The sequence below is a fragment of the Pseudogulbenkiania sp. AW2-16 genome (assembly GCF_056824575.1).
In genome coordinates this window covers 1634644-1657646 of record NZ_CP157668.1, presented here as the reverse complement: position 1 = coordinate 1657646, position 23003 = coordinate 1634644, and the positions used below count along the sequence as shown (strand labels likewise).

The following is a 23003-nucleotide window of genomic DNA, read 5'->3' as shown; positions in this document are numbered from 1 at the left end:
CGGGCGCGTTGTCCGTCGCCTCCGCCTGGGGGTGGCCGGCGCCGCGCTGCGTTCAGGCGGACGAGTCACCGCGCAGGCGGACAGCAGCAGCACCAGGAGGAGGGGAAGGGTTCGGTTTAACGGTTTCATGTGCATGGAATCTTGACCCGGCGAAAGCGTAGAATACCACGCTCATTGATATTATTGATGGCCGTGGAGCGTGGAATAACATGCCAGAATTACCTGAAGTGGAAACCACCCGGCGCGGGGTCGAGCCACATCTCACCGGCGCCACCATCACCGACGTCGTGGTACGTGAGGGACGCCTGCGCTGGCCGGTGCCACCGGCACTGGCCGCGACCCTCAGCGGCCTGCCGGTACTGGCGGTGCGCCGCCGCGCCAAATACCTGCTGCTGGAGTTCGCCAGCGGCACGCTGCTGGTGCATCTTGGCATGTCCGGCAGCCTGCGGCTGGTGGCGGCCGACACGCCGCCGCAAAAACACGACCATATCGACCTCATCCTGGACGGGCGCACCGCGCTGCGCTATCGCGACCCGCGCCGCTTCGGCGCCATGCTGTGGCACATCGGGCCGGTGGAGTTCCACCCGCTGCTGGCGGCGCTGGGACCGGAGCCGCTCGGCGACGCGTTCGACGCCGACACGCTGTACCGCGCCAGCCGCGGGCGCACGACGTCGATCAAGCAGTTGCTGATGGACAATCATGTGGTGGTGGGGGTGGGTAACATCTACGCCAACGAGTCCCTGTTCCAGGCCGGCATCCGTCCGGGGCGTGCCGCACGCCGCCTGACCCATGCCGACTGCGAGCGCCTGGCCGCGGCCATCAAGAGCATCCTGGCACGCGCCATCGAGGCCGGCGGCAGCACGCTGCGCGACTTCGTCGGTGCCAGCGGCAAGCCCGGTTACTTCCAGCAGACTTACGCGGTGTACGGTCGCGCCGAGGAGCCCTGCCACACCTGCGGCTCATTGATACGTCAGATTCGCCAGGGGCAGCGGAGTTCCTACTACTGTCCGCATTGCCAGCCATGGTAGAGTCGGAGCATCGCCTTCCTTCCCCATCCTCGCCGTTGCCGATGCGCCCGACTCGCCCTACTTCGCTGCCCACCCGCTGTTTCCGTCTGGCCCGCATGGGATGGCACATCGCCATCGGCCTGATCATCGTCGCCACCCGCTTCCCGCGCCTGGCCTACGCCGAGCGCGCCGTGGTGACGCAGCGCTGGTCGCGCAAGCTGTTGCAGATTCTGGGGGTGACGGTGGAGGTGTCCGGCGACTCGCCCGGGTTCTACCCGAACAACACCTTGCTGGTGGCCAACCACGTGTCGTGGCTGGATATCTTCGTGCTGAACAGCTCGACGGTGTCGCGCTTCGTCGCCAAGCGGGAGATCCAGCGCTGGCCGGTGGCGGGCTGGCTGGTGGCCAGCGCCGGCACGGTGTTCATCGACCGCAACAACCGGCGCGATGCCAGCCGCGTCAACCAGCACCTGGCGCGGGCGCTGGAGAACGGCGGCTGCATGGCGGTGTTTCCCGAGGCGACCACCTCGGACGGCAGCGTGCTGCTGCCGTTCAAGGCCTCGCTGTTCGAATCGGTGCGCCAGTCGCGCGGCACGGTGCAGCCGGTGGCGCTGAGCTACCGCACGCCGCACGACACGCCGTGCACCGCCGCCGCCTACGCCGGCGACACCACCTTCATGGAAAGCCTGCGCAGCATCCTGGCCACCCCGGCGATGCGGGTGGAGCTGCGTTACGGCAGCCGCATCAGCGCCGCCGGCACCAGCCGCGAGCCGACCCGCTTCGAGCTGGCCGAGGCGGCACGCGACGAGATCGTGCGTGGGCTCAGGATAACGCCTGCTCGGCCGGACACGGCAGCGAGAACACCTGCCGATCCTCCAGCCTGAGCGCGGTCAGGCTGCCGCCCCACAGGCAGCCGGTATCGATGGAGAGGATGTCTTCGGTGACGTAGAGGCCGAGCGCCGACCAGTGGCCGCAGATGATCGGGGTGCCGGCGCTGCGCCGCCCCGGCGCGTCGAACCACGGCAGCAGGTTGGCGGGCGCCTTGTCGAGTTCGCCCTTGAACGCCAGGTCCAGCTCGCCGTCGCGCGTCACCAGCCGCATCCGCGTCATGGCGTTGACCACCAGCCGCAGCCGGTCGATGCCCTTGAGCTCGTCACTCCAGCGCGTCGGCTTGTTGCCGTAGAGACGCGACAGGAAGTCGCGGTAACGCGGCCCGGACAGGCAGTCTTCCACTTCTTCGGCCAACCCCATGGCACGGTCGACGGTCCATTCCGGCAACAGGCCGGCATGCACCATGGCGTAGCCCTGCTGTTCGATCATCAAGGGCTGGCAGCGCAGCCAGTCGAGCAGCAGCTTGCCGTCGCCGGCGTTGAGGATGTCGAGCAGGGTGTCGTCGGAGCGCACCTTGCCGAAGCCCTCGGCCACCGCCAGCAGGTGCAGGTCGTGGTTGCCCAGCACGATCTGCACCTGCTGGCGGTGGCGGAACACCCAGCGCAGCACTTCGAGCGACTCGGGGCCGCGATTGACCAGGTCGCCGGTGAGCCAGAGCGTATCGCGTCCGGGGTTGAATTCGATCTGGCGCAGGAGTTGCTGGAACGGGCCGAAACAGCCCTGAATGTCGCCGATTGCGTAGGTTGCCATGGTTAATTGTCCTCGATTGGCAGACCGGCAGAAAAGGGCCGTCCGCACTAGCGCGATGATACCGCATGCTACAATGCCCGGCCTGCATTACCGATTTGCGACGCGCCCCCTCCGGCGCGTCGCCTCCCACCGGAAACGCCATGTCAGCACCCCAGCTCAATCCGCCGCAACGCGCGGCCATCCATTACCTCGACGGCCCGCTACTGGTGCTGGCCGGCGCCGGCTCCGGCAAGACCCGGGTGATCACCTTCAAGATCATGCACCTGATCCGCGAAGCGAAGATGGATGCGCGCAACATCGCGGCCATCACCTTCACCAACAAGGCGGCGCGCGAGATGCTGGAGCGCGTCACCAAGCTGATGACACCGGCCGAGGTGCGCGGGCTGACGGTGTCGACCTTCCACTCGCTGGGCATGCAAATCCTGCGCCAGGAGGCGCCGCACCTGGGCTACAAGCCGCAGTTCTCGATCCTCGACGCCTACGACGCCGGCAAGATCATCTCCGACCTGCTGCGCACCACCGCCAAGGACGAGGTGCGCAAGGTGCAAAGCCAGATCTCGCTGTGGAAGAACGACTTCAAGAGCGCCGAGGAGGCGCTCACGTTGGCCGAAAACGAGTGGGAACGCATCTGCGCCACCACCTACCTCGCCTACCAGGACACCCTCACCGCCTACCAGGCGATGGACTTCGACGACCTGATCCGGCTGCCGGTGGAGCTGTTCCGCAACAACGAGGAGGTGCTGCAGAAGTGGCAGCACAAGCTGCGCTACCTGCTGCTCGACGAATACCAGGACACCAATACCTGCCAGTACCAGCTGGTGAAGCTGCTGACCGGGGTGCGCGGCATGTTCACCGCGGTGGGCGACGACGACCAGAGCATCTACGCCTGGCGCGGCGCCAACATGGAGAACCTGCGCCTGTTGCAGCAGGATTTCCCCAAGCTCAAGATCATCAAGCTGGAGCAGAACTACCGCTCCACCGCGCGCATCCTGCGCGCCGCCAACTCGGTGATCTCGAACAACCCCAAGCTGTTCGAGAAACAGCTGTGGAGCGAACTGGGCCTGGGCGAGCCGATCCACGTCATCCGCTGCAAGGACGAGGAGCACGAGGCCGAGGTGGTGGTGCAGCGCCTCTTGGCGCACAAGTTCGAATGCCGCACCGAGTTCAAGGACTACGCCATCCTCTACCGTGGCAACTACCAGGCGCGCATCTTCGAGCAGGCGCTGCGCAACCAGCGCATCCCCTACCAGATGTCCGGCGGGCAGAGCTTCTTCGACAAGGCCGAGGTCAAGGACGTGATCGCCTACATGCGGCTGATCACCAACCCGGACGACGACCCGGCCTTCATCCGCGCCCTGACCACGCCCAAGCGCGGCGTCGGCGCCGGCACGCTGGAGAAGCTCGGCGCCTGGGCCGGCGAGCGCAAGAAGAGCCTGTTTGCCGCGGCGTACGAGGAAGGCTTCCGGCTGCAGGTGCAGCACGCCCAGCTGGAGCCGCTGACGCAATTCTGCGACTTCATCAATCATCTGCAGTACCGCGCGCTGCGCGAGCCGGCCGGGGAGCTGGCGCAGGAGATGCTCAAGGCGATCGGCTACGAGACCTGGCTGTACGACAGCGAGGACAGCCCGCGCGCCGCCGAGACCAAGTGGAAGAACGTGCAGGAGATGGTGGCCTGGCTCGCCAGGAAGGGCGAGGCCGACAACAAGAACCTGATCGAGCTGACCCAGCTGATCGCGCTGATCACCATGCTGGAGGGGCGCGACGAGGGCGAGCTGGACGCGGTGCACATGTCGACGCTGCACGCCTCCAAGGGCCTGGAGTACCCGCACGTGTTCTTGGTGGGCTGCGAGGAAGGCATCCTGCCGCACAGCGAATCGGTGGAAAACGGCATGATCGAGGAGGAGCGGCGGCTGATGTACGTCGGCATCACCCGTGCCCAGAGGAGCCTGACGCTGACCCACTGCGTCAAGCGCAGGCGCGCCGGCGAGTGGCAGTTCGTCGACCCGTCGCGCTTCATCGACGAGATCAACGGCGACGACCTGCGCCACTTCGGCAAGCCGGGCGCCGAGCCGGTGGTCAGCAAGAGCGAGGGCAAGTCGCGGCTGGCGAGCCTGAGTGCGATGCTGGAAGGCAAGAAGGGCAAGGGCGGCGCCGAGTAGCGTGCCGCCATCGACCTGGACGGAGAACGTGTTTCAGCCGGGGCGAAACCGCCCGGACAGCGTGACCGCCGCAGGCGCCAGGAAACCGTAGCATCCGCGGCGTACCCGAGGATCAGGGCGGAGCGAGTCTCTCGCAGAGCCTCGCTCGCGCAGAAGGCCACCGACGCTCACGGGGCGAAGTGCGGCCACCGGATGAAAGCGGCGCTCACCAGCGCGCCGGCAGATGCTCGCGGATGGCCGCGGCATCGAGATGGGTCAGTTCCTGCGACACCTTGAGCGCCACCATGCGCTCGACCTCTTTGGGCAGGCACTCGCCCAACTGGCCGAGGAAGTGCGGCGGCGCCACCAGCACCAGCCGCTCGAAACTGCCGTCGGCGCGTCCCTGGGTCAGGGCGTTCGCCAGCTTGCGGGCGAACGCGGCGGCATCGTGCTCCTGCGGGTCGCTGCGCGTCACCATGGTCCGGTGCCCGCCGCGCGGCGGCTCGGCATGGTTGCCGCCCGCGGCGGCCTCCCCCTCCTCCGCACTGATTTCCGCCGTTTCCGTCAGCTTGTGCCCACCGGCCTCGGGCTGGAAAATCCGTGCGCGCCGGCTGTCGGCGACGACAATCCATGAAACGTCCATATCGCTCACTCCACTCAAGTTGGCGGTCTTGGCGCCCCTTGTCGCCTGGCCGCAGCCAATCGTCCGGGTTCGCCGCTGGCCGCCGTGCGCTCCCGACACGCTGCCACGGCACGGCAAAACAGCGGCTGTTTCTAGGGTTATAGTGCATACATGTCGCGCGCCCCGAAGTCCCTCAAGCACTGCGAATTCCGCTTCTACGAGGAGCTGAACGATTTTTTGCCGCCCGCCCGGCGCAAGGTCAGTTTTCGCCATGCCTTCAGCGGCAGCCCCACTGTCAAGGACCGCATCCAGGCGCTGGGGGTGCCGCATACCGAGGTCGACCTGATCCTGGTGGACGGCGTGTCGGTGGATTTCCAGCACCATCTGCACGGCGGCGAACGGGTGGCGGTCTACCCGACCTTCGAGCGCTTCGACCTCGCCGAGCTGAACCGGCTGCGCCCGGCGCCGCTACGCCACCCCTGCTTCGTGCTCGATGTCCATCTTGGCCGGCTGGCGCGCTACCTGCGCCTGCTCGGGCTCGATACGCTGTACCGCAACGACTGGCCGGACGAGGAACTGGCGCAGGTCGCGCTGGCCGAGCACCGCATCCTGCTCACGCGCGACGTCGGACTGCTGAAGCGCAATGCCGTGACGCACGGCGCCTTCCTGCGTGCCATCATGCCGCGCGAGCAGCTGCTCGAGGTGCTGGAGCGCTTCGATCTGTGGCGTCAGCTGCGCCTGTTCAGCCGCTGCGCGCGCTGCAACGGCGCCATCGAAGCGGTGACGCGCGCCAGTGTCGCCGCCGAGACACCGCCGCGCGTCTACGCCTACCAGCGCCACTTCTACCGTTGCCAGAGCTGCCGCAAGCTGTACTGGGAGGGAAAGCATTGCGACCGACTGCGCCACTGGCTGGAGCCGCTGCTGCGGGAACACGGCCTGAGCTGGCCCGGGTCGGAGCAGGCGCCACGGGACTGAGGCGGCTCACGCCGGTGCCGGAAGGTTTCGGGCCGTGGCGGCGGGGCACAAAAAAACGCGCCCGAGGGCGCGTTTCTGGTATCTGGAAAGCCTAGGCAGGCTTACTTGGAGTTGTTCACCATGTATTCGACGGCGGCCTTGAATTCTTCGTCGCTGCCGGTGAAGCCACCCTTAGGCGGCATGGCGTTCAGGCCCTTGGTGGCGATCTTCACCACTTCGTCCAGACCCGGCTTCAGACGCGGAGCCCAGGCGGCCTTGTCGCCGAACTTCGGCGCACCGGCGGCGCCGGTGGAATGGCAGGCGGTACAAACGCTGTCGAAGATCTTCTTGCCGGCCACGTTCGGGTCGAGCGCCGCGCCGCCTTCGCCGCCGACTTTCGGCTCGGTGAACTTGGCACCGCCGGCATTGGCCATGTAGGCCACGGCGCGCTTCACTTCGTCGTCGCTCAGGTCGGCGGCGCCGCCCTTGGCCGGCATGGCGTTGAAGCCGCCCAGCGCGTGCTGTACCAGGGTGTCGAAGCCCTTGGCGATACGCGGCGCCCAGGCGCCGGCGTCGCCGAACTTGGGCGAGCCGGCCAGGCCGGTACCGTGACAGGAAATACAGATGGCCTTGAACACCTGTTCACCGTTGCGCATGCCCGGGGGCGCGTCGCTGGCGACGGATTCGCCGACCGGTTTCAGGCGAGCGGCTACCGCTTCCTTGGTCATGACTTCGGCATCCACGTTGAAACCACTGGTTGCCAGCTTGGCCAGCAGCCAGATCGCCACGACCAGAAAGACAACGACGCCGATCAGGACCTTGACAACCTGTCCCGGGGCCATCCCGTTCCCATTACTCATTCCGAGCCTCGCCTGAAATATTAATGACAATGAAGAAATCAGGGGGATTATACGAGAACCCTCTCGGCATGGCAAAAGCCCCTCACTGGACGCGCCGGGGCAGTTAAGCTATCATCCGCCTGCTCTGCAAAGCACCCGTAGCTCAGTTGGATAGAGTGTCAGCCTCCGAAGCTGAAGGTCGTTGGTTCGATTCCAATCGGGTGCGCCAAGAATTCAAAGGGTTAGCGACATCTTTTCGCTAACCCTTTTTGCTTTCCTGCCGTCCGTTTTTGTCCCCGGCGCCCTTTCGCGGCAACCCTGCCTCCGGGGGACACACGGCTCCCCCTGTCGTCACCGCGTCACTGTTGTCGTCGGCCACGGGCGGGCGGCGATACGGCCGTCGTGCTCGATCTGCAGTTCCACGCGGCAGCCCGACAGGCCGGCCTCGAACTGGGCGTCAGCCACGGCATCGAAGACGCCGCGCATCAGACGGATCGGCTTGGACAGGTAGCGCGCCAGCAGCGGTGCCGGGGCGGCGGCCGCTGCGCCCGGTCCTGCCGCGCCAGTTCGGTGGCACGCGGGGATTCGAACTGATGGCGCAGGCTGAGGGCGACACCGACGCCGAGCGCGGTGGTGATCTGGGCCAGCCACAGGATCAGGAACAGTTTCCAGAGCAGGCGTCCCATGGCTCAGGCCTTGATGAACTGGTAGCCGCGACGGATCACGGTCTGGATGCAGGAGCGGCCGTCGGGCAAGGGGCCGAGCTTCTGGCGGATGCTGCTCATGTGCACGTCGATGCTGCGGTCGAAGCGCGCCAGCGGACGGCCCTGCGCGCGCCCCGACAGCCTGTCGTGGATCCAGACCGTGCGCGGCATGGGCTACCTGTTCCTGGCGGAGTGAGCGCCGTCCCCTCCCCGGCCCCGCCCATTCACCCCGGATACGCGAAACGCGCCGCGCGGCGGAACAGATCGCCCGGCGCCGGCCCTGCTGGCCCAAGCGCTCCCGGCGCATAGCCGGCCATCTCCTTGAGCGGGCCCGCCCGGAGGCCTTCATCGCGCCGGCCGGATCGCCTCACACGGACTGCTGCGGGCAACCCGGCTGGCTGCCGGCGGGCGCCAAGGACGGCACGACGTCGGGCGCGGTGGCGGGAAAGTGCTGGGCCAGCACCTCGGCCAGCGGCAGCGGTCTGGCCACGCCGTAGCCCTGGGCGTAATCGACCCCCATGCGTTTGAGCGCCTCCAGGATGCCCGGGTGTTCGGCGAACTCGGCGATGGTCTGCTTGCCCATGACGTGGCCGATGTGGTTGATCACCTCGACCATGGCATGGTCGACGGGGTCGTCCAGCATGTCCTTGACGAAGCCGCCGTCGATCTTCAGGAAATCCACCGGCAGGTGCTTGAGGTAGCCGAACGACGACATGCCGGCGCCGAAATCGTCGAGCGAGAAGCGGCAGCCCAGCTGGCGCAGTTCGCGCATGAATTCGGTGGCGCAGGCCAGGTTGGCGATGGCGCTGGTCTCGGTCACCTCGAAACACAGATGCGCCGGATCGATGCCGCTGCCGGACAGCTCGGCGCGCAGGAAACCGAGAAAATCGTCGTCGCACAGCGAGGCGCCGGAAAGGTTGATGGCACAGGTCCACTCGCTGCCCGGCGAGGTCCGCGCCGCCAGCATGGCCAGCGCCGTGCGCACCACCCAGCGATCGATGGTCGCCATCAGGTTGTAGCGTTCGGCGGCCGGGATGAAGGCGCTCGGCGGCACCAGCATGCCGTACTCGTCGAGCAGCCGCAGCAGCAGCTCGAAATGCGGTGCGGCCGAGCCGTCGCCGAGCGGGGCGATGGTCTGCGCGTAGAGGCGGAAACGATCGTCTTCCAGCGCGCGGTGCAGGCGTTGCACCCACTCCATTTCGCCGTAGCGGACGGTCAGTTCGGCGTCGTCCGCGGCGTACAGCTGCGCCCGGTTGCGCCCCTTCTCCTTGGCCATGTAGCAGGCCACGTCGGCGGCGCGCATCACCTCCTTGAGTGTGGTCGGCACCCCGGAAATGTGCACCACTCCGATGCTGGCACTGATCGCGAACGGCTGGCCATTCCAGCTGAAGTGCAGGTCGCACACGGTCTGACGCAGCTTCTCGGCGACCGGCAGCGCCGCTTCGGGCGGACAGTTCTGCAGCAGCACGCCGAATTCATCGCCGCCCAGGCGCGCCAGGGTGTCGCCCTCGCGCAGCTGCTGGGACAAGAGCACGCACACCTGGCGCAGCAGTTCGTCACCGGCGGCATGGCCGCAGGTGTCGTTGACCACCTTGAACTGGTCGAGGTCGAGGTACATCAGCACGTGGTACTGCTGGCGCCCGACGGTGGTCTCCAGCAGCCGCGTCAGGCGGCGCTCGAATTCGTGGCGGTTGGTGAGCCCGGTGAGGGCGTCGTGGCTGGCCTGCCAGGACAGGCTTTCGATATACAGGCGTTCGCGCGTCATGTCGTGGAACACCAGCACCTTGCCGGACACCCCGCCCTGGCTGTCGAAGATCGGGGCGCTCACCATGCACACCGAGACGCGCGAGCCGTCGTGCCGCTCCAGCAGCAGGTTGCGCCCGGCGCCGGGCGGCGCCGCCTCGTTGAGCAGCGGCTCGAGACGGACCGGCCGCTCCGGCGACAGCCCCTCCTCGAACAGGCAGCACAAGGCACCCAGGCGACGGCCATGCGCCTGCGCCAGCGGGTGGCCGATCAGTTGCTCGGCCACCGGATTGAGGTAGTCGACCTGGCCGCCGCCGTCGAGGGTAATCACGGCGTCGCCGATCGAGGCCAGGGTGACCTGGGCGCGTTCCTGCTCGGCGTGCAGGGCGCCTTCGGCCAACTTGCGGTCGGTGATGTCGAAGATCGAGCCCGACATGCGCACCGCCCGCCCGGCGGCGTCGCGCAGAGCCTGGCCGCGCGCCCGGAACCAGCGATAGCCGCCGTTGCGGGTGCGCAGGCGGTACTCGACGTCGTAGCCGCCCTCGCCCGCCAGATGCCGCTCCAGGCTGTCGCGCGTCGGCACCGTGTCGTCCGGGTGCAGATGCGCCCAGAACGCACCGACGGAGCCCTCCAGCTCATGCTCGGCCAGGCCCAGCATGGCTTTGAAACGCGGCGAATAATAGACACTGCCCTCGGCGATGTTCCAGTCCCAGATGCCGTAGTCGCTGCCACTGACCGCGAGGGCGAGGCGCTCCTCGCTCTCGCCCAGAGCCTGCTCGAACAGCTCGCTCTGGCGGATCAGCTGGCGCGTGCGCAGCAAGGCGAACAGGATCAGGACGGTGGCGCTGACCAAGTTGACGGCGGCCAGCAGGCGCTGGATGACGCGCCCTCCCTCCGCCAGCACGTTGGAGAAGGCGTGCTCCAGCGGCGTGACCTCCCGGTTGATCTCCTGGATCTGGAGCTTGAGCTCGGCCGCCTGCGCCGCGCTCAGGGCGCCGCTCGCCCGGCCCTGGCGCAAGCGCCGGGCCACCTGATCGAGCTCGCCCAGCAGGCGATCACCCTCAGCCCAGTAGACGATGGCCTGATCGAGATAACTGACGCGGCGAAAGCGCAGGAACAGCCAGATCAGCTCGGGGATGTCGTCCGGGTCGTTGGCCCCCTGCAGGAACCCCACGGCGGCGGCGGCGGTGTCGGGATCGGGACGGTCCAGCGCCCGGCGCGCCTTGCTGTCGGCCAGCGGCACGCGGATGGCGTCGCGGTATTGCTGGTAGGCCAGCTCGGAACCGGTCTCGGCGTAGCGTTCGAGGTAGTACACCGCATCCTTCTGGCCCTTCGACCACAGGCTCTCGCCGGCGATGTAGGCGCGCACCGCCGACAGCACGTTCTGGCTCAACCCGCCCAGCAGCACCAAAAGCACCACGGCCACGACGAATGGCCAGGCGAAACTCAGCAGGCGGCGGTTGGTACTGACGCGGGGTGGTTGCATGCCTGTTTTCCAGGGTGGATGGAGAAAAAGCGCTGCTGGCGAAAGCAATCAGGGGAAGGCGGGCAAAACGGGGCCGAACCCGTTTCATCAGCGTGCCATGCAGCCTCCTTGTTTGGCCTGTACGCCGGAGATCCGCACCTGCGCGCATGAAGATTCCGGACGTCATCGTCGATGATCCTGCCACAGCGTCAATGCCATACAAACGGAAATCCCCATGGCATGCCGCATGAAGAAGATATAGTCACTGCCAACCAAAATGCATAGACGACGTGGCTGCACCGGGGGGACGGCACGCGTGGAGCTTTGCCCGAGGGCGCTCGCCGCTAGGTTGGCCGAAAGGGAGTGCGTGGCACGCCTCAAGGAGGCGCGCGGCAAGGAGCTCGATCTCGCTCTGGAACGGGAGCCGCCCGATCTCGACGCCATCCTGCCCGGCAACGAGGTGCTGCGGGAAGAGCTGCTGACCAACCTGGTCAACAACGCCATCCGCCACACCCCGGAGGGCGGCACCGTGACGCTGCGGCTGCGTCAGGAAACGTGCCGCCACCGATCCTGCGCAGTGAACGCAAAAAAGGCAGGCTCACGAGCCTGCCTGTCGGGTCGAAACGCGCGGGGAATCAGAGCGGATAGCGCAGTTCGGCCAGCGCGGCCTCGACGCGGGCGCTCTGCTCGCCCCAGTAGCCCAGCCGGCTCAGGCAGTCGATGGTCACCAGCGCGGCGTCGATCATGAAGCGCTGGTCGACGATCAGCTGCTCCACCTCGGCGAGCTCGAGCAGCACGTGCTCGGCCACCTCGCCATCCTGGTTGCAGGGGATTTCGCCTTCGTTCAGCCACAGGTCGAAGGTGTACAGCCATTCGCGGTGCAGGCCGCGCTGCACCGGGCGCTCGGCCAGGAGACGGGTGGCGGGGCGCAGCAGTTCCAGGCGGTCGGCCGGGATGCCGGCCTCTTCCCAGCCCTCGCGCTCCAACGCCAGCGCGATCGACTCGCCAGCGGCAATGCCGCCGCCCATCAGGTTGTCCATGCGGTTGGGGTCGACCGCCTTGTCCGGGCTGCGCCGGCCGATCCACATGCGCAGCGTGCCGTCGGCGCCTCGTACCAGACCGTTGAGATGGACCGCGCGGCTGGTGAGGCCGAGCGGGCGGAAGGCGGCGCGCTCCAGTTCGAACAGCGGGGTGCCGTCGAGGCGGAACGCGGTGAAGTTCTCGTTGCGCCAGCCGTTGAGCCAGCCGGCCTGCTGCCAGCGCTGCGCCGCGGCGGCGAGCTCGCGGCTGAAGTGGGCGTAGTCGCCCGCCAGGGTACAGGACAGGCCGCGCTCGCTGGCGACGAACAGCGCCGCTTCGCTGGCGAGCAGGCGTTCGCACCAGGCGGCGTTGACGCTGCCCAGCACCTCGCCGTCGATGGCGAGTTCGGTAAAGGCCGATCGGTCGTAGCGGGTGACGCCGGACAGGTAGTCCAGCACGGCTTCCACTTGCATGGGTCCTCCATGACGCTGTTGTGGTCGAAACAGCCCGCCATGTTACGGAAGTTTCAAGCAGTTGGCTCGAATTTCTGCACGGTTCGACGCGGCACGGCGCCAACCCGATGTCCCGCCCCTCCCCTTGCCACATCGCCACCCGCTGGGGGTGCGTCGCGGGAGGACGCGCGTACCATTACGGCCGCGCCATGGCGCCCCTCTTCCGCCATGGCCGGCCTCAGCCCTCGTCGAGGCGCTCGGCCAAGCCGGAGGCGCGCTCGGGGGCGCGCGCCAGGGCGGCGCTCCACACCGCGGCGCTGCCCTGCACCGCGAACTCGCGCCGCGCGCGCGTGATCGCGGTGTAGACCAGGGCGCGGTTGAGGTTGGCCGAAGCCGCCTCGGGCAGCGCCAGCCAGACGCGCTCGAACTCCGAGCCCTGGCTCTTGTGCACGGTCATGGCGAACACCGTCTGGTGCGCCGGCAGCCGCCCCGGCGCGATCTCGCGCCAGCCGCCGTCGGCGCTGGGAAAAGCCACGCGCAGGCCGTCGGCGCGCTGCACCGTGAAGCCGATGTCGCCGTTGAACAGGCCGATGCCGTAGTCGTTCTCGGTGATCATCAGCGGCCGGCCGGGGTAGTTGTCGCGCTCAGGCGACTTGCGCCCGGCGGCTTCCAGCCGCGCCTCGACGGCGCGGTTGCAGGCGTCGACCTGGCGCCGCTCCGCCGCCAGCACCATGAAGCGGCCGAACTCGCGCTGCAGCTCATCCGGCGCGGCGCCGGCGGCGACCGCGGCGAAGTAGCCCTGGCGCGCCTGCCACAGCCCCTCGGCCAGATCGCCGGGCTGCCAGGCGACGTCGGGACAGGCGGCGTCGTCGAGCACGGCGAGCGCCCGGGCGGCGTCGCCGGCATTGACCGCGCGCGCCAGCGCGCCGATGCCGCTGTCGGCGGCGAAGCGGTGGCTGTGCGTCAGCAGCACCACGCTGTCGGCCAGCGCGTGCGGCACGGTGGCGAGCCCTTCCGGCAGCACGCCGCAGGCCTGGGCGAGCCAGGCCAGCGTGTCCGGGCAGTAGCTCACCGTCTGGCACAGTTCACCCAGCACCGCGCCGGGGTCGACCGAGGCGAGCTGGTCGCGGTCGCCGAGTAAAATCAATCGCGCGTGCGGCGGCAGCGCGTCGAGCGTCTTGGCCATCAGCGCGAGGTCGATCATCGACGCCTCGTCCACCACCAGCACGTCGAGCGGCAAGGGATGGCCGGCGTGGTGGCGCGGCGTGGCGAGCCCAGGGCGCAGGCCCAGCAGGCGGTGCAGCGTTTGCGCGCTGTCGGGCAACTGACGCCGCACCGCGGCGTCGAGCGCGAGCTGCGCGCTGGCCCCCTGCACCGATTCGGTCAGGCGCGCCGCCGCCTTGCCGGTGGGGGCCGCCATCGCCATCGCCAGCGGGCGCGGCGACAGCTCGGCCAGCGCCGCCAAGAGGCGCACCACGGTGGTGGTCTTGCCGGTGCCGGGGCCGCCGGAGATCACCACCAGGCGTTGCCGCAGCGCCAGCGCCGCGGCCAGCTTCTGGCGGTCCGGCCGCGCCGGGTCGGCGGTGGGGAACAGCCGCGCCAGCACGGCGGCGAGGCGCGCCGCGTCGACGTCGAAGGGTGCGGCGGCGAGCGCGGCAAGACGGCGCGCCAGGCGCTCCTCGTCGTACCAGTGGCGCGCGAAATAGAGCCGGCCGGCCCGGTCGAGGATCAGCGGCGCGTAGTCGCCGGGCCGCCCCACGAGCGGCGAGGCCGGCAGGCGGGCGGCGCGCGCACCTAACGGCAGGCAGACGTGGCCGGCCTGGTTGGCGGCGGCGAGCTGCTCCACCAGCGCCGCCAGCTCGGCTCCGGCGGCGGGGTCGAGCCGGGCGAACAGCGGCAGCAGCTGGGCGGCAAGCGGATTGTCGGGCGGAGTCGGGGTCATGGGGCGTCAGTCGTGCTCGGGTTTGTCGTTGCCATTCTTGTGCTCGCCGTTCTTGCCGCCGCCCTTGCCCTGCTTGCCGTTTTCCAGGCGCGCTTCCAGCGCGTCGCACACGGTACGCAGCACCTTCAGGCGGGCAAAGTACTTGTTGTTGGCCTCCACCAGCGTCCACGGCGCCTGGCTGGTGCTAGTGTGGTCGATCATGTCGCACACCGCGTGCTTGTAGTCGTCCCAGCGCTGGCGGTTGCGCCAGTCCTCGTCGGTGATCTTGAAGCGCTTGAAGCCGGTTTCCTCGCGCGCCTGGAAGCGCTTGAGCTGCTCCTCCGGGCTGATGGCGAGCCAGAACTTGAGCACGATGGCGCCGTTTTCGGCCAACTGGTGCTCGAAGTCGTTGATCTCGTAGTAGGCGCGCATCCAGTCGGCTTCGGCGGCGAAGCCCTCGACCCGTTCCACCAGCACGCGGCCGTACCAGCTGCGGTCGAAGATGGTGCTGCGGCCCTTGCCCGGCACGTGGCGCCAGAAACGCCACAGCCAGGGCTGGGCGCGTTCTTCCTCGGTGGGCGCGGCCACCGGCACCACGCGGTAGCGGCGCGCGTCGAGCGCCTGGGTGATGCGGCGGATGCTGCCGCCCTTGCCCGCCGCGTCGTTGCCCTCGAACACCAGCACCAGCGAGTGGTGGGCAAAGCGCGGATGGCGCGTCAGGCGGTTGAGGCGGCCCTGCAGTTCTTCCAGCTTCACCAGGTAGTCGTCCTTGGACAGCGCCTGGTCGAGCGCCAGCGTCTCCAGCAGCAGCTTGTTGTCGAGCGGCGGCACGATCGGCGCGCTCTCGCTGCGCGCCAGGTAGGGGTGGTCGAGCTGCAGGCGCTGGCGCAGCGCGGCCAGCAGCACCTGGCCCACGGTGAGGCTGCGGTAATTGGCATCCTGGCCGTCGATCATCACCCACGGCGCGTAGGCGGTGTTGGACAGCCGGATCATGTGCTCGGCGCTCTTCCTGATCTCCGCGTACTGCTCGTAGTGCTGCCAGTCGCCGGGGCTGACGCGCCAGGCGGTGGCCGGGTCTTTCTCCAGCGTCTTCAGCCGCTTCTTCTGCTGCTCGCGCGTCAGGTGGAACCAGAACTTGATGATCAGCGTGCCGTCGTTGGCGAGCATGTGCTCGAGGCGCTGCACTTCGGAGATCTGGCGGTCGAAGCGGTCCTTGCTGCTGTTGCCGTCGAGGTAATCGAACATCGCGTCCGAGTAGTAGGAGCCGAAGAAGATGCCGAGCCGACCCTTGGGCGGCAGCTCGCGCCAGTAACGCCACATCCACGGCCGCGCGCGCGCCTCGTCGTTGGGCTGGTCGAAGGCCACGGTGTCGATCAGGCGCGGGTCGAGCCACTCGTTGAGCAGGTTGAGCGTCTCGCCGCGCCCGGCGCCGTCGATGCCGTGGATCAGCACCAGCACCGGGAAGTCGCCCTTTTCCTTGAGTTCGTACTGCACGTCGAGCAGCGCCTCGCGCAGGGCCGGCAGCGCCGCCTTGTAGCTGTCCTTGTCGATGCTGTGGCCGATTTCCGCCGATTCGAACATGTGATGGTTTTCCTTTTCTTCCTATGCGCTCAGGCGAACAGCGCGTCCAGTCGTTCTATCAGCCGCTCGCCCGGCAGATCGCGCCACACCCCGCCGCCTTCGGGAGTCAGCCCGCGCAGGTAGAGGTAGCGCACGCCGCCGAAACATTGACCGAAATCGAGGCCGCGCACCGCGAGGTAGCGCCTGAGCGCCACGCAGTAGAGCAGGTATTGCAGGTAATAGTGTTCGCGCGCCACCGAGGCCAGCAAGGCCTCGCGGTGGTAGGCGGCCTCGTCGTGGCCGAGGTGGTTGGACTTGTAATCGACCAGGTACCAGCGCCCGTTCGCCTCGCACACCAGGTCGATGAAGCCCTTGAGGTAGCCGACCACGCGGTAGAAATCGAGCGCGGCGGCGGCGTCGCGCAGGGGCGCGGCGAGGCCGTTGGCCGGGTCGGTCAGCACGCCGACCAGCGCCGCGACGTCGAGCCGCGTCACCGGCAGGGTGAATTCCAGCTCGACCAGGCGCCGCCCGGCCGGCACGTCGGCGAGGCGCACGCCGTCGTCCAGCGGCACCGCGAGCGTGCGGCGCAGCATGTCGAGCGCGGCGTCCTGCCAGTGCAGGGCGAAGCCGGCGCGTTCCAGCTGCTCGATGGCGGCGGCGCGCAGCGTGTCGTCGTCCGCGGCGAAGTCGACGCGCTCCAGCATGGCGTGCAGGCAGGTACCGGCGCGCGCGCCGCGCGGGAAGGCGAAGCGGTCGAGGCGCGCCGCGTCTTCTTCGGCCAACGTCAGCGCGCCGCGGTCGTGGTCGGGCGCCTCGGCCTGGGGCGGCGCGGCGTGCGCCGCGGCGGTGAGCGAAGTGAAGCTGGCGACGCGCCACGGCGTGTAGAGCTTGCGCGTGAAGGGCTGCGCGGCGAGCGCGGCCTCGGCGTGTTCCGGCGGCGCCAGGCGCAGCGTGAGCGGGCTGGCGTCGAGGCGGCCGATCTCGCCGGCGTGCGCGGCGAGCAGCGTCGCCAGGTCGGCCTCCAGCGTGGCCGGGTTGAGGGCGAGCTGTTCCAGTTCGGGCAGGGTGCGGCTGTCGCGGCCGTGCAGCAGCCAGGACAGCGCCGCGGTGGCCATGCCCTGCACCCAGCCCCAGGCCAGGTACTGGCGGTACTGGGCGCGCGTCAGCGCCACGTACAGCAGGCGCAGCTTTTCCGCCAGGGTTTCGCTGCGGGCGAGCAGGCGCACGTCGTCGCCGGCGGCGCTGTCGGGCGCCAGCCACGAGGCGCCGTCGCGGCGGAAGCGCCAGAACGCGGGGTCCTTGGCGTCGAGCTTGCCGTCCCACAGGAAGGGGCAGAACACCACCGGGTACTGCAGGCCCTTGGAGGTGTGGATGGTGACGATCTTGACCAGCGCGGCATCGCTCTCGAGGCGCAGCAGCGCCTCCTCGCCGCCGGGCGGATCGGCCACGCGGCCCTCGAACCAGGCCAGCAGCGGCGCCATGCCCTGGCGCTCCTCGCTCTCGCGCTGCAGCAGCTCGGCGAGGTGGGCGAGGTTGGTGAGGCGGCGCTCGCCGTCGGGCAGCGGCAGCAGCCTTTCGGCCAACCTTTCGCGCCCGAAGAAGCCGCGCCACGCCGCCATGAAGCCGTGTTCGCGCCAGCGCCGGTGGTCTTCGGCGTTGGCGGCGAGCTGCGCTTCCCAGGCCGGCTCGTCGTCGACGCGCGCCAGCAACCGGGCGGCGTCGAGCCCGAACAGCTCGCTGGCGAGCGCGCTGCGCAAGCGTCCCTCGCTGGCCGGCTCGGCCCAGGCGCGCAGCAGCGCCAGCAGGTCCTGCGCCTCGGCGCTGGCGAACACGCTCTCCTGCGTCAGCGCCACGCTGGGCACGCCGCGCTCGGACAATGCCTGGCGCACGCGCTCGCCCTGGCGGTGGGTGGCGACCAGCACCGCGATGTCGCCGCCGACCAGAGCACGCTCGCGCTGCTCGCCGACCAGCCGCGCCCGCCCCTGCCCGGCCAGGGTCAAGAGGCGCACGATCTCGTCGGCGCCGGCCTCGGCCGCGGTGTCCATCGCCAGTTGCTTGCTGGCCCCCTTGGCGGTGGACGAGAAGTCCAGCCACTGGAAGGTGAGCGGCGCGCGCCCGTCGTCCACCTCCAGCCGCCAGCCGGAAGACGGCGCGGCACGCACCGCCGGGTAATCGATGTCGGCCAGCACGAACGGCTGCTCGCGCGCGAACAGCGCGTTCACCGCCGCCACCAGCGGTTCGGCCGAGCGGCGGTTGGTGTCGAGGGTGTAGTGGGAGGCGGCGTCGTCGCGCGCGCTGAGGTAGGCGAAGATGTCGGCGCCGCGGAAGCTGTAGATCGCCTGCTTGGGGTCGCCGACCAGGAACAGCGGGCAGTCGCGGCCGACGAAGCAGGCGCGGAAGATGCTGTACTGCACCGGGTCGGTGTCCTGGAATTCGTCGATCAGCGCGACCTTGAAGCTGCGCGCCACGTGTTCGGCCAGCAACGGGCCGCTGTCCGGGTGTTCCAGCGCGGCGGCGAGGTCGGTCAGCAGGTCGTCGAAGCTGCGCGTGCGTTCGCTGGCGCGGCGCCGCGCCAGTTCGGCGTCGACCCAGGCGATCAGCTCCAGCTTGAGCGCGGCGACGTGCGCGGCGACGTTGGCCAGGTGCGCGTCCCAGACGCCGAGCCAGGCGGCCACGGCATCGAACAAGGGGTGCGACGGCGCGGCAAAGCCCTTCTTCATGCCCTTGGCCAGCGCGGGCGGGGTGAGCTTGTCGAGGCGCTTGCGGTCGTCGCTCGAGAGCAGCGGCAGGCCGCTGTCGGCGGTCCATTGCCGCAGCCGCCGCACCAGCGTCTGCTGCTGCGCCGGGCCGTAGATATTGGCCTTGAAGCCCTCGGTGGCGGCGAGCAGCTCGAGGCCGCCCCGCACCAGCTCGGCGTCGCCGGCCAGGCGCTGCCAGGCGGCGTCGGCCGCGGCGAGCGAATCGGCCAGCGGCGTCAGCGCCGGCGCCAGGTTGCGCAGGTAGGGCTTGGCAAGGAAGGGGCGCACTTGGGCGAGCCAGCTGTCCGGCGTCTCGCCGGCCTCGGCCAGCACCCGCGCCAGGAGCGCGTCGGCCACCACGCGGCGGCGCCAGAAGTCGTCCACCACCTCGGTCAGGCGTTCGGCGTCGTCGGCGATCAGCTCGGCGGTGAAAGTCTGGCCGCTCTCGAAGGCGGCGTCGGTCAGCACGCGCTGGCAGAAGCCGTGGATGGTGTAGATGGCGGCGGCGTCGAAGCCGGTGATGGCGGCGCCGAGGCGCTGGCGCGCCAGGTCGCGCGCCGCCGGCTCGGCGAAGCGCTGCGCCATCGCCAGCAGGAAGCCGTCGCGCGTCGGCGCGCCGTCGAGCACCGCGGCCAGTTCCGCCAGGCGATGGCGCAGCCGTTCGCGCAGCTCGGCGGTGGCGGCCTTGGTGTAGGTCACCACCAGGATCTGTTCGATGTTCGGCGGCGGCGCGCCGTCGCGCTCTTCCAGCAGCAGGCGGGTATACAGCGCGGCGATGGTCCAGGTCTTGCCGGTGCCGGCCGAGGCCTCGATCAGGTTGACGCCGGAGAGCGCGCAGCGCAGCGCGTCGAGGGGCTGGGCGATCATGCTTGGTCTCCTTCCGCCGCGCCCAGCAGGCGTTCGGCCAGCGGCAGCAACAGGGTGTCGGCCAGCTGCGCGAACAGCGGCTCGGCCAGCGGGTCGAGATGGCGGAAGGCGAGACGGATCGCCGCCTCGTCCTTCTGCGGGGTCTTGCCGTCGTAGGCCGGGTCCCACTCCGCCAGCGCCTTGGCCAGTGCCGCCTCGGGCTGATCGGGTTTCTCGACCTCGGCTCCTGGCGTAGGCCCAGCTGGTGCGGGCGAAGAACGGTAGCGGCTGGCGCTGGCCCTGCTGCCAGCGCGCCAGCCACGGCCGCAGCAGCTCGGCGGCGTCGGGCTCGTCGCCGAGTTCGTGCACCCCTTCCTCGTCGTACAAGGCCGAGTACGGCGCCACCCCGGCCGGGCGTGCCGCACACAATACCAGATGGCTCAGCCACAGCTCGATCAGCTCGCCGGCGTAGGCCTTGCGCGCCACCACGCGCAGCAGGCCGGCGTCGCGCAGGCCGGAGAGTTCGCCCACCAGCGTCACGCCGTCCAGCGTCAGCTCGACGCTCTCCGGCGCGCGCAGCGGCTGCGCCAGTTCCGGCGGCAGGCGCCGCGCGAAGCGCACGCTGGCGGTGGTTTCCTCGGCGAGCCAGGCCTGCCCCAGCGCCGCCGGCGGCAGCAGGCCGGCGCCGACCAGCTTGTCCTTGACCGGGGCCAGCGGACGCGAGGCCAGCAGCGCGCCGACCAGCTCGCGCCGCAGCGTTTCGCGCGTGTCGCGCTCGACGGTGAACGGCTCGCGCACCGGCACGTCCTCGGCGCTGCCGGCGAGCTTGACGCCGAGCCGGTCGGCCAGCCAGGCGCGCGCCGGGTGGCGCCAGAAGCGCAGCAGCTCGTCGAGGCGCAGCACCGTGGCGTCGCCGCCCGGCAGCGCCACGGCGAACGGCGCCGGCTCGTGGCGCGGGGCGGCGAGCGCGGCGGCGTAGCTCGGTTCGAAGCTGTGGCGGCGCGGGTCGCTGCCGTCGAAAGCGGCGCACGCGAACGGCTGCAGCGGGTGCTGCACCACCTCGACGGCGCAGCCGGCCATTTTCGCCAGGGTGTCGAGCAGCTCGGCCACCAGCGGCGACGGCGGCAGCGGCTCGTCGGTGCGTACCGAGCGCCCGACCCAGGACAGGTAGAGCGCCTCGCGCGCCGACAGCAGCGCCTCGAGGAACAGGTAGCGGTCGTCGAAACGGCGCGAGCGGTCGCCGCGGCGCGGGTGGCGCGCCACCAGGTCGAAGCTGACCGGGCGCTCGTCGCGCGGGTAGGCGCCGTCGTTCATGCCGATCAGGCACAGCACGCGGAACGGGATCGAGCGCATCGGCACCATGGCGCAGAAGGTGACGCCGCCGGCGAGAAAGCCGGAGGGGGCCGACAGCGTCAGGCGCCGCGTCAGCCAGTCGCGCACCACCGCGAGCCCGACCGGGGCGTCGAAGGCGGCGAGTTGGGCGTCCTCGGCAAGCTCGGCCAGGGCGTCGAACAGCAGCGTCAGCGCCGCCTCGCCGGCCTCGTCCACGGCGAACAGCGCCTCCACCGCCCCTTGCAGCCGCGTGCGCCGGGCGGCGGGGCTGGCCGGCTCGGCCCAGGCGCGCGCGCAGCCGTCGAGCACGTCGAACAGTTGGCCGAAGCGCGCCAGCGTCTCGGCCAGTTGCCCTTCCGCGCCGGCCGCCGGCAGCAGGCCGCCGAACAAGGGCGAGGCGTCGCCCGCCAGCGCAGGCGGCAGCACCGTGCCCAGCAGCAGGCGGTCGAGCCCCCAGCGCCAGGTGTAGAGCGGGTCGGCCGGCAGCCCGAGCGCCGCCTTGTGCGCGGCGTCGCGCCCCCAGCGGATGCCGGATTCGCGCACCCATTGCTGCAGCAGCGGCACCTCGGCGTCGGCAAGGCCGAAGCGCGCCAGCAGCGCGTCGCAGTCCAGCAGCGCCAGCACCGCGTCGGCGCCGAAACGCGAGTCGGCCAGCCGCAGCACCGCGGCGAAGGTGGCCAACAGCGGCTCCTCGCGCTCGATGCGGCGGTCGGCGACGGTGTAGGGGATGTTGGGCGCGTCGTCACGTTGGCCGAACACCGCGTCGATGTAGGGCGCGTAGGCGTTGATGTCGGGCGTCAGCACCGCGACGTCGGCCGGGGTCAGCGTCGGGTCGGCGGCGAAGCGCGCCAGCAGGCGGTCCTTCAGCACCTCCAGCTCGCGCATCGGGCTGTGCACGGCGTTGAGTTCGATCGAGCGGTCGCCGGGGGCCGCCGGTGCGGGCGCCGCGCCGGGCGGGGTCAGCGTCAGGATGTCGCGCTGCAACCGCGCCAGCAGGCTGTCGCCGTGCGGTTCGAGGAACAGCGGGTGGCCCTCGGGCATCTCCTCGGCGATCTGGTCGAAGAAGTCGCGCCCCTGCTTGCCGAGCGAGGCCAGCAGCGGGTGGTCGTCGTGCGCCGCCATGCCCTGCTGGAACAGCTTGAGCTGGCCGCGCGCGTCGACGATGTCGCCCCAGTAGGCCTCGCACGGGTTGAGCAGGAACACGCAGACGTCGGTCAGCGCCGCCAGGCGCTTGATCATGGCCAGGTACATCGGCGCCAGGCTGGCGATGCCGAACAGGCTGACGCGCTCCGGCAGGTGCTCCGGGCGCAGGCCGCCGAGGAAGTCGTCGAGCAGGCGCACGCGGTGGCGCCCCGGGTCGGCTTCGGCCAACCTTTGCCACAGCGCGGCCTGCCACGCCTCGTCCTCGCCGAGGTCCAGGAGCTCGCCGCGCTCCCAGGCGCGGATCCAGTCCGGGCGGAACACCAAGTACTGGTCGAAGATGTCGGCGATCTTGCCGGCCAGCTCGAAGCCCGCCGCCTCGCCGCCCTCCAGGTAGCGCACCAGCGGCGTGAACGGCGCGCCGTGCAAGGTCGGCAACAGTTCCAGCAGCCGCCACTGCAGCACCTCGGGCGCGAACGACGACTTTCGCGGCAGCCCCGGCAGCACCGCCTGCATCAGGCGCCAGGCGAAGGCCGCCGGCAGCACGAAGTCGAGGTTGGCGGCGATGCCGGCGCGCCCGGCCAGCTCCAGCGTCAGCCAGCGCCCCATGCCGCGGCTCTGCACCAGCACCGTCTCCGGCTGGAACGGGTCGGACAGGGGCATGGCACGGCTCATGCCGGTGAACAGTTCCCCCAGCGCTTCGAGACGGTTGGACTGGTAGAGGTGCAGCATGGCGATGACGGATGCTTGGAAAAGAAGGTATTCAGTGTACCATCCGGGAACCGCCGCTCCGTCACTGCGTCACAACGCAGTCACCAGAACCTCATTCCAGTAGGCGAGCGAGCCAAAGCCGCTTGAGTGCCGCCGGAGCACAGGAACCG

At 69.8% G+C, this 23003-nt stretch carries 14 protein-coding genes, 1 tRNA gene and 1 pseudogene; 5 read left to right on the top strand and 11 right to left on the bottom strand.

Going from position 1 to position 23003, the window contains the following annotated elements:
• Positions 1-209 precede the first annotated feature (209 nt).
• On the top strand, positions 210-1028 hold the full coding sequence (gene mutM / locus ABKF58_RS07975; RefSeq protein ID WP_008952419.1) for a bifunctional DNA-formamidopyrimidine glycosylase/DNA-(apurinic or apyrimidinic site) lyase: 819 nt from the start codon (positions 210-212) through the stop codon (positions 1026-1028).
• A 95-nt stretch (positions 1029-1123) separates the two neighbouring features.
• Positions 1124-1891 carry a lysophospholipid acyltransferase family protein gene (locus ABKF58_RS07970; RefSeq protein ID WP_294863987.1) on the top strand — a complete coding sequence of 256 codons (768 nt, stop codon included), beginning with the start codon at positions 1124-1126 and terminating at the stop codon, positions 1889-1891.
• On the opposite strand, the gene ABKF58_RS07965 is transcribed toward ABKF58_RS07970, so the two are convergent.
• Complete coding sequence (locus tag ABKF58_RS07965; protein ID WP_482584064.1) at positions 1830-2648, bottom strand: symmetrical bis(5'-nucleosyl)-tetraphosphatase; 819 nt, start codon at positions 2646-2648, stop codon at positions 1830-1832. The two genes, ABKF58_RS07970 and ABKF58_RS07965, sit on opposite strands and share 62 nt — an antisense overlap.
• A gap of 140 nt (positions 2649-2788) precedes the next feature.
• On the opposite strand from ABKF58_RS07965, the gene ABKF58_RS07960 reads away from it, so the two are divergent.
• Positions 2789-4807 (top strand): UvrD-helicase domain-containing protein, encoded by a 2019-nt coding sequence (locus ABKF58_RS07960; RefSeq protein WP_008952416.1) that lies wholly within the window; start codon positions 2789-2791, stop codon positions 4805-4807.
• Positions 4808-5012: 205 nt separating this feature from the next.
• On the opposite strand, the gene ABKF58_RS07955 is transcribed toward ABKF58_RS07960, so the two are convergent.
• Positions 5013-5429, bottom strand: a complete 417-nt coding sequence (locus ABKF58_RS07955; protein ID WP_014088414.1) for a host attachment protein — start codon at positions 5427-5429, stop codon at positions 5013-5015.
• 150 nt (positions 5430-5579) lie between these two features.
• Between ABKF58_RS07955 and ABKF58_RS07950 the strand changes: the two genes are divergently transcribed.
• Complete coding sequence (locus ABKF58_RS07950) at positions 5580-6383, top strand: Mut7-C RNAse domain-containing protein (RefSeq protein ID WP_482584063.1); 804 nt, start codon at positions 5580-5582, stop codon at positions 6381-6383.
• A gap of 101 nt (positions 6384-6484) precedes the next feature.
• On the opposite strand, the gene ABKF58_RS07945 is transcribed toward ABKF58_RS07950, so the two are convergent.
• On the bottom strand, positions 6485-7204 hold the full coding sequence (locus tag ABKF58_RS07945) for a c-type cytochrome (protein WP_014088416.1): 720 nt from the start codon (positions 7202-7204) through the stop codon (positions 6485-6487).
• A 149-nt stretch (positions 7205-7353) separates the two neighbouring features.
• Here ABKF58_RS07945 and ABKF58_RS07940 point away from each other — a divergent pair.
• A tRNA-Arg gene (locus tag ABKF58_RS07940) sits at positions 7354-7430 on the top strand.
• 122 nt (positions 7431-7552) lie between these two features.
• On the opposite strand, the gene ABKF58_RS07935 is transcribed toward ABKF58_RS07940, so the two are convergent.
• The 8 genes and pseudogenes from ABKF58_RS07935 to recC all read right to left on the bottom strand — a co-directional run bounded on the left by ABKF58_RS07935 (position 7553) and on the right by recC (position 22854).
• Entirely contained in the window at positions 7553-7687 is a 135-nt protein-coding gene (locus ABKF58_RS07935) for a hypothetical protein (RefSeq protein WP_294863992.1), read from the bottom strand.
• A complete protein-coding gene (locus ABKF58_RS07930) occupies positions 7687-7887 on the bottom strand; it encodes a hypothetical protein (RefSeq protein ID WP_294863993.1) in 201 nt (66 codons plus the stop codon). The genes ABKF58_RS07935 and ABKF58_RS07930 overlap by 1 nt, the downstream gene beginning before the upstream one ends.
• Positions 7888-7890: 3 nt before the next feature.
• Positions 7891-8052: pseudogene (locus ABKF58_RS07925) on the bottom strand (winged helix-turn-helix domain-containing protein); the annotation flags it as partial.
• 220 nt (positions 8053-8272) lie between these two features.
• A complete protein-coding gene (locus ABKF58_RS07920; protein WP_482584062.1) occupies positions 8273-11134 on the bottom strand; it encodes an EAL domain-containing protein in 2862 nt (953 codons plus the stop codon).
• 614 nt (positions 11135-11748) lie between these two features.
• Positions 11749-12606 (bottom strand): NUDIX hydrolase, encoded by an 858-nt coding sequence (locus ABKF58_RS07915; protein ID WP_482584061.1) that lies wholly within the window; start codon positions 12604-12606, stop codon positions 11749-11751.
• Positions 12607-12823: 217 nt separating this feature from the next.
• The gene (gene recD, locus ABKF58_RS07910) at positions 12824-14527 is read right to left on the bottom strand and encodes an exodeoxyribonuclease V subunit alpha (RefSeq protein WP_482584060.1); all 1704 of its coding nucleotides are present in this window, start codon (positions 14525-14527) and stop codon (positions 12824-12826) included.
• A gap of 6 nt (positions 14528-14533) precedes the next feature.
• On the bottom strand, positions 14534-16087 hold the full coding sequence (gene pap / locus ABKF58_RS07905; RefSeq protein ID WP_294864003.1) for a polyphosphate:AMP phosphotransferase: 1554 nt from the start codon (positions 16085-16087) through the stop codon (positions 14534-14536).
• A 29-nt stretch (positions 16088-16116) separates the two neighbouring features.
• On the bottom strand, positions 16117-22854 hold the full coding sequence (recC, locus tag ABKF58_RS07900) for an exodeoxyribonuclease V subunit gamma (RefSeq protein WP_482584059.1): 6738 nt from the start codon (positions 22852-22854) through the stop codon (positions 16117-16119).
• Positions 22855-23003: the final 149 nt, after the last annotated feature.

Coding starts and splice junctions, on each gene's coding strand:
- ABKF58_RS07930 (WP_294863993.1), bottom strand. CDS start 7,887: ATGGGACGCCTGCTCTGGAAACTGTTCCTGATCCTGTGGCTGGCCCAG.
- ABKF58_RS07945 (WP_014088416.1), bottom strand. CDS start 7,204: ATGGCCCCGGGACAGGTTGTCAAGGTCCTGATCGGCGTCGTTGTCTTT.
- recD (WP_482584060.1), bottom strand. CDS start 14,527: ATGACCCCGACTCCGCCCGACAATCCGCTTGCCGCCCAGCTGCTGCCG.
- ABKF58_RS07955 (WP_014088414.1), bottom strand. CDS start 5,429: ATGGACGTTTCATGGATTGTCGTCGCCGACAGCCGGCGCGCACGGATT.
- mutM (WP_008952419.1), top strand. CDS start 210: ATGCCAGAATTACCTGAAGTGGAAACCACCCGGCGCGGGGTCGAGCCA.
- ABKF58_RS07950 (WP_482584063.1), top strand. CDS start 5,580: ATGTCGCGCGCCCCGAAGTCCCTCAAGCACTGCGAATTCCGCTTCTAC.
- ABKF58_RS07935 (WP_294863992.1), bottom strand. CDS start 7,687: ATGCGCGGCGTCTTCGATGCCGTGGCTGACGCCCAGTTCGAGGCCGGC.
- pap (WP_294864003.1), bottom strand. CDS start 16,087: ATGTTCGAATCGGCGGAAATCGGCCACAGCATCGACAAGGACAGCTAC.
- recC (WP_482584059.1), bottom strand. CDS start 22,854: ATGCTGCACCTCTACCAGTCCAACCGTCTCGAAGCGCTGGGGGAACTG.
- ABKF58_RS07965 (WP_482584064.1), bottom strand. CDS start 2,648: ATGGCAACCTACGCAATCGGCGACATTCAGGGCTGTTTCGGCCCGTTC.
- ABKF58_RS07970 (WP_294863987.1), top strand. CDS start 1,124: ATGGGATGGCACATCGCCATCGGCCTGATCATCGTCGCCACCCGCTTC.
- ABKF58_RS07920 (WP_482584062.1), bottom strand. CDS start 11,134: ATGCAACCACCCCGCGTCAGTACCAACCGCCGCCTGCTGAGTTTCGCC.
- ABKF58_RS07960 (WP_008952416.1), top strand. CDS start 2,789: ATGTCAGCACCCCAGCTCAATCCGCCGCAACGCGCGGCCATCCATTAC.
- ABKF58_RS07915 (WP_482584061.1), bottom strand. CDS start 12,606: ATGCAAGTGGAAGCCGTGCTGGACTACCTGTCCGGCGTCACCCGCTAC.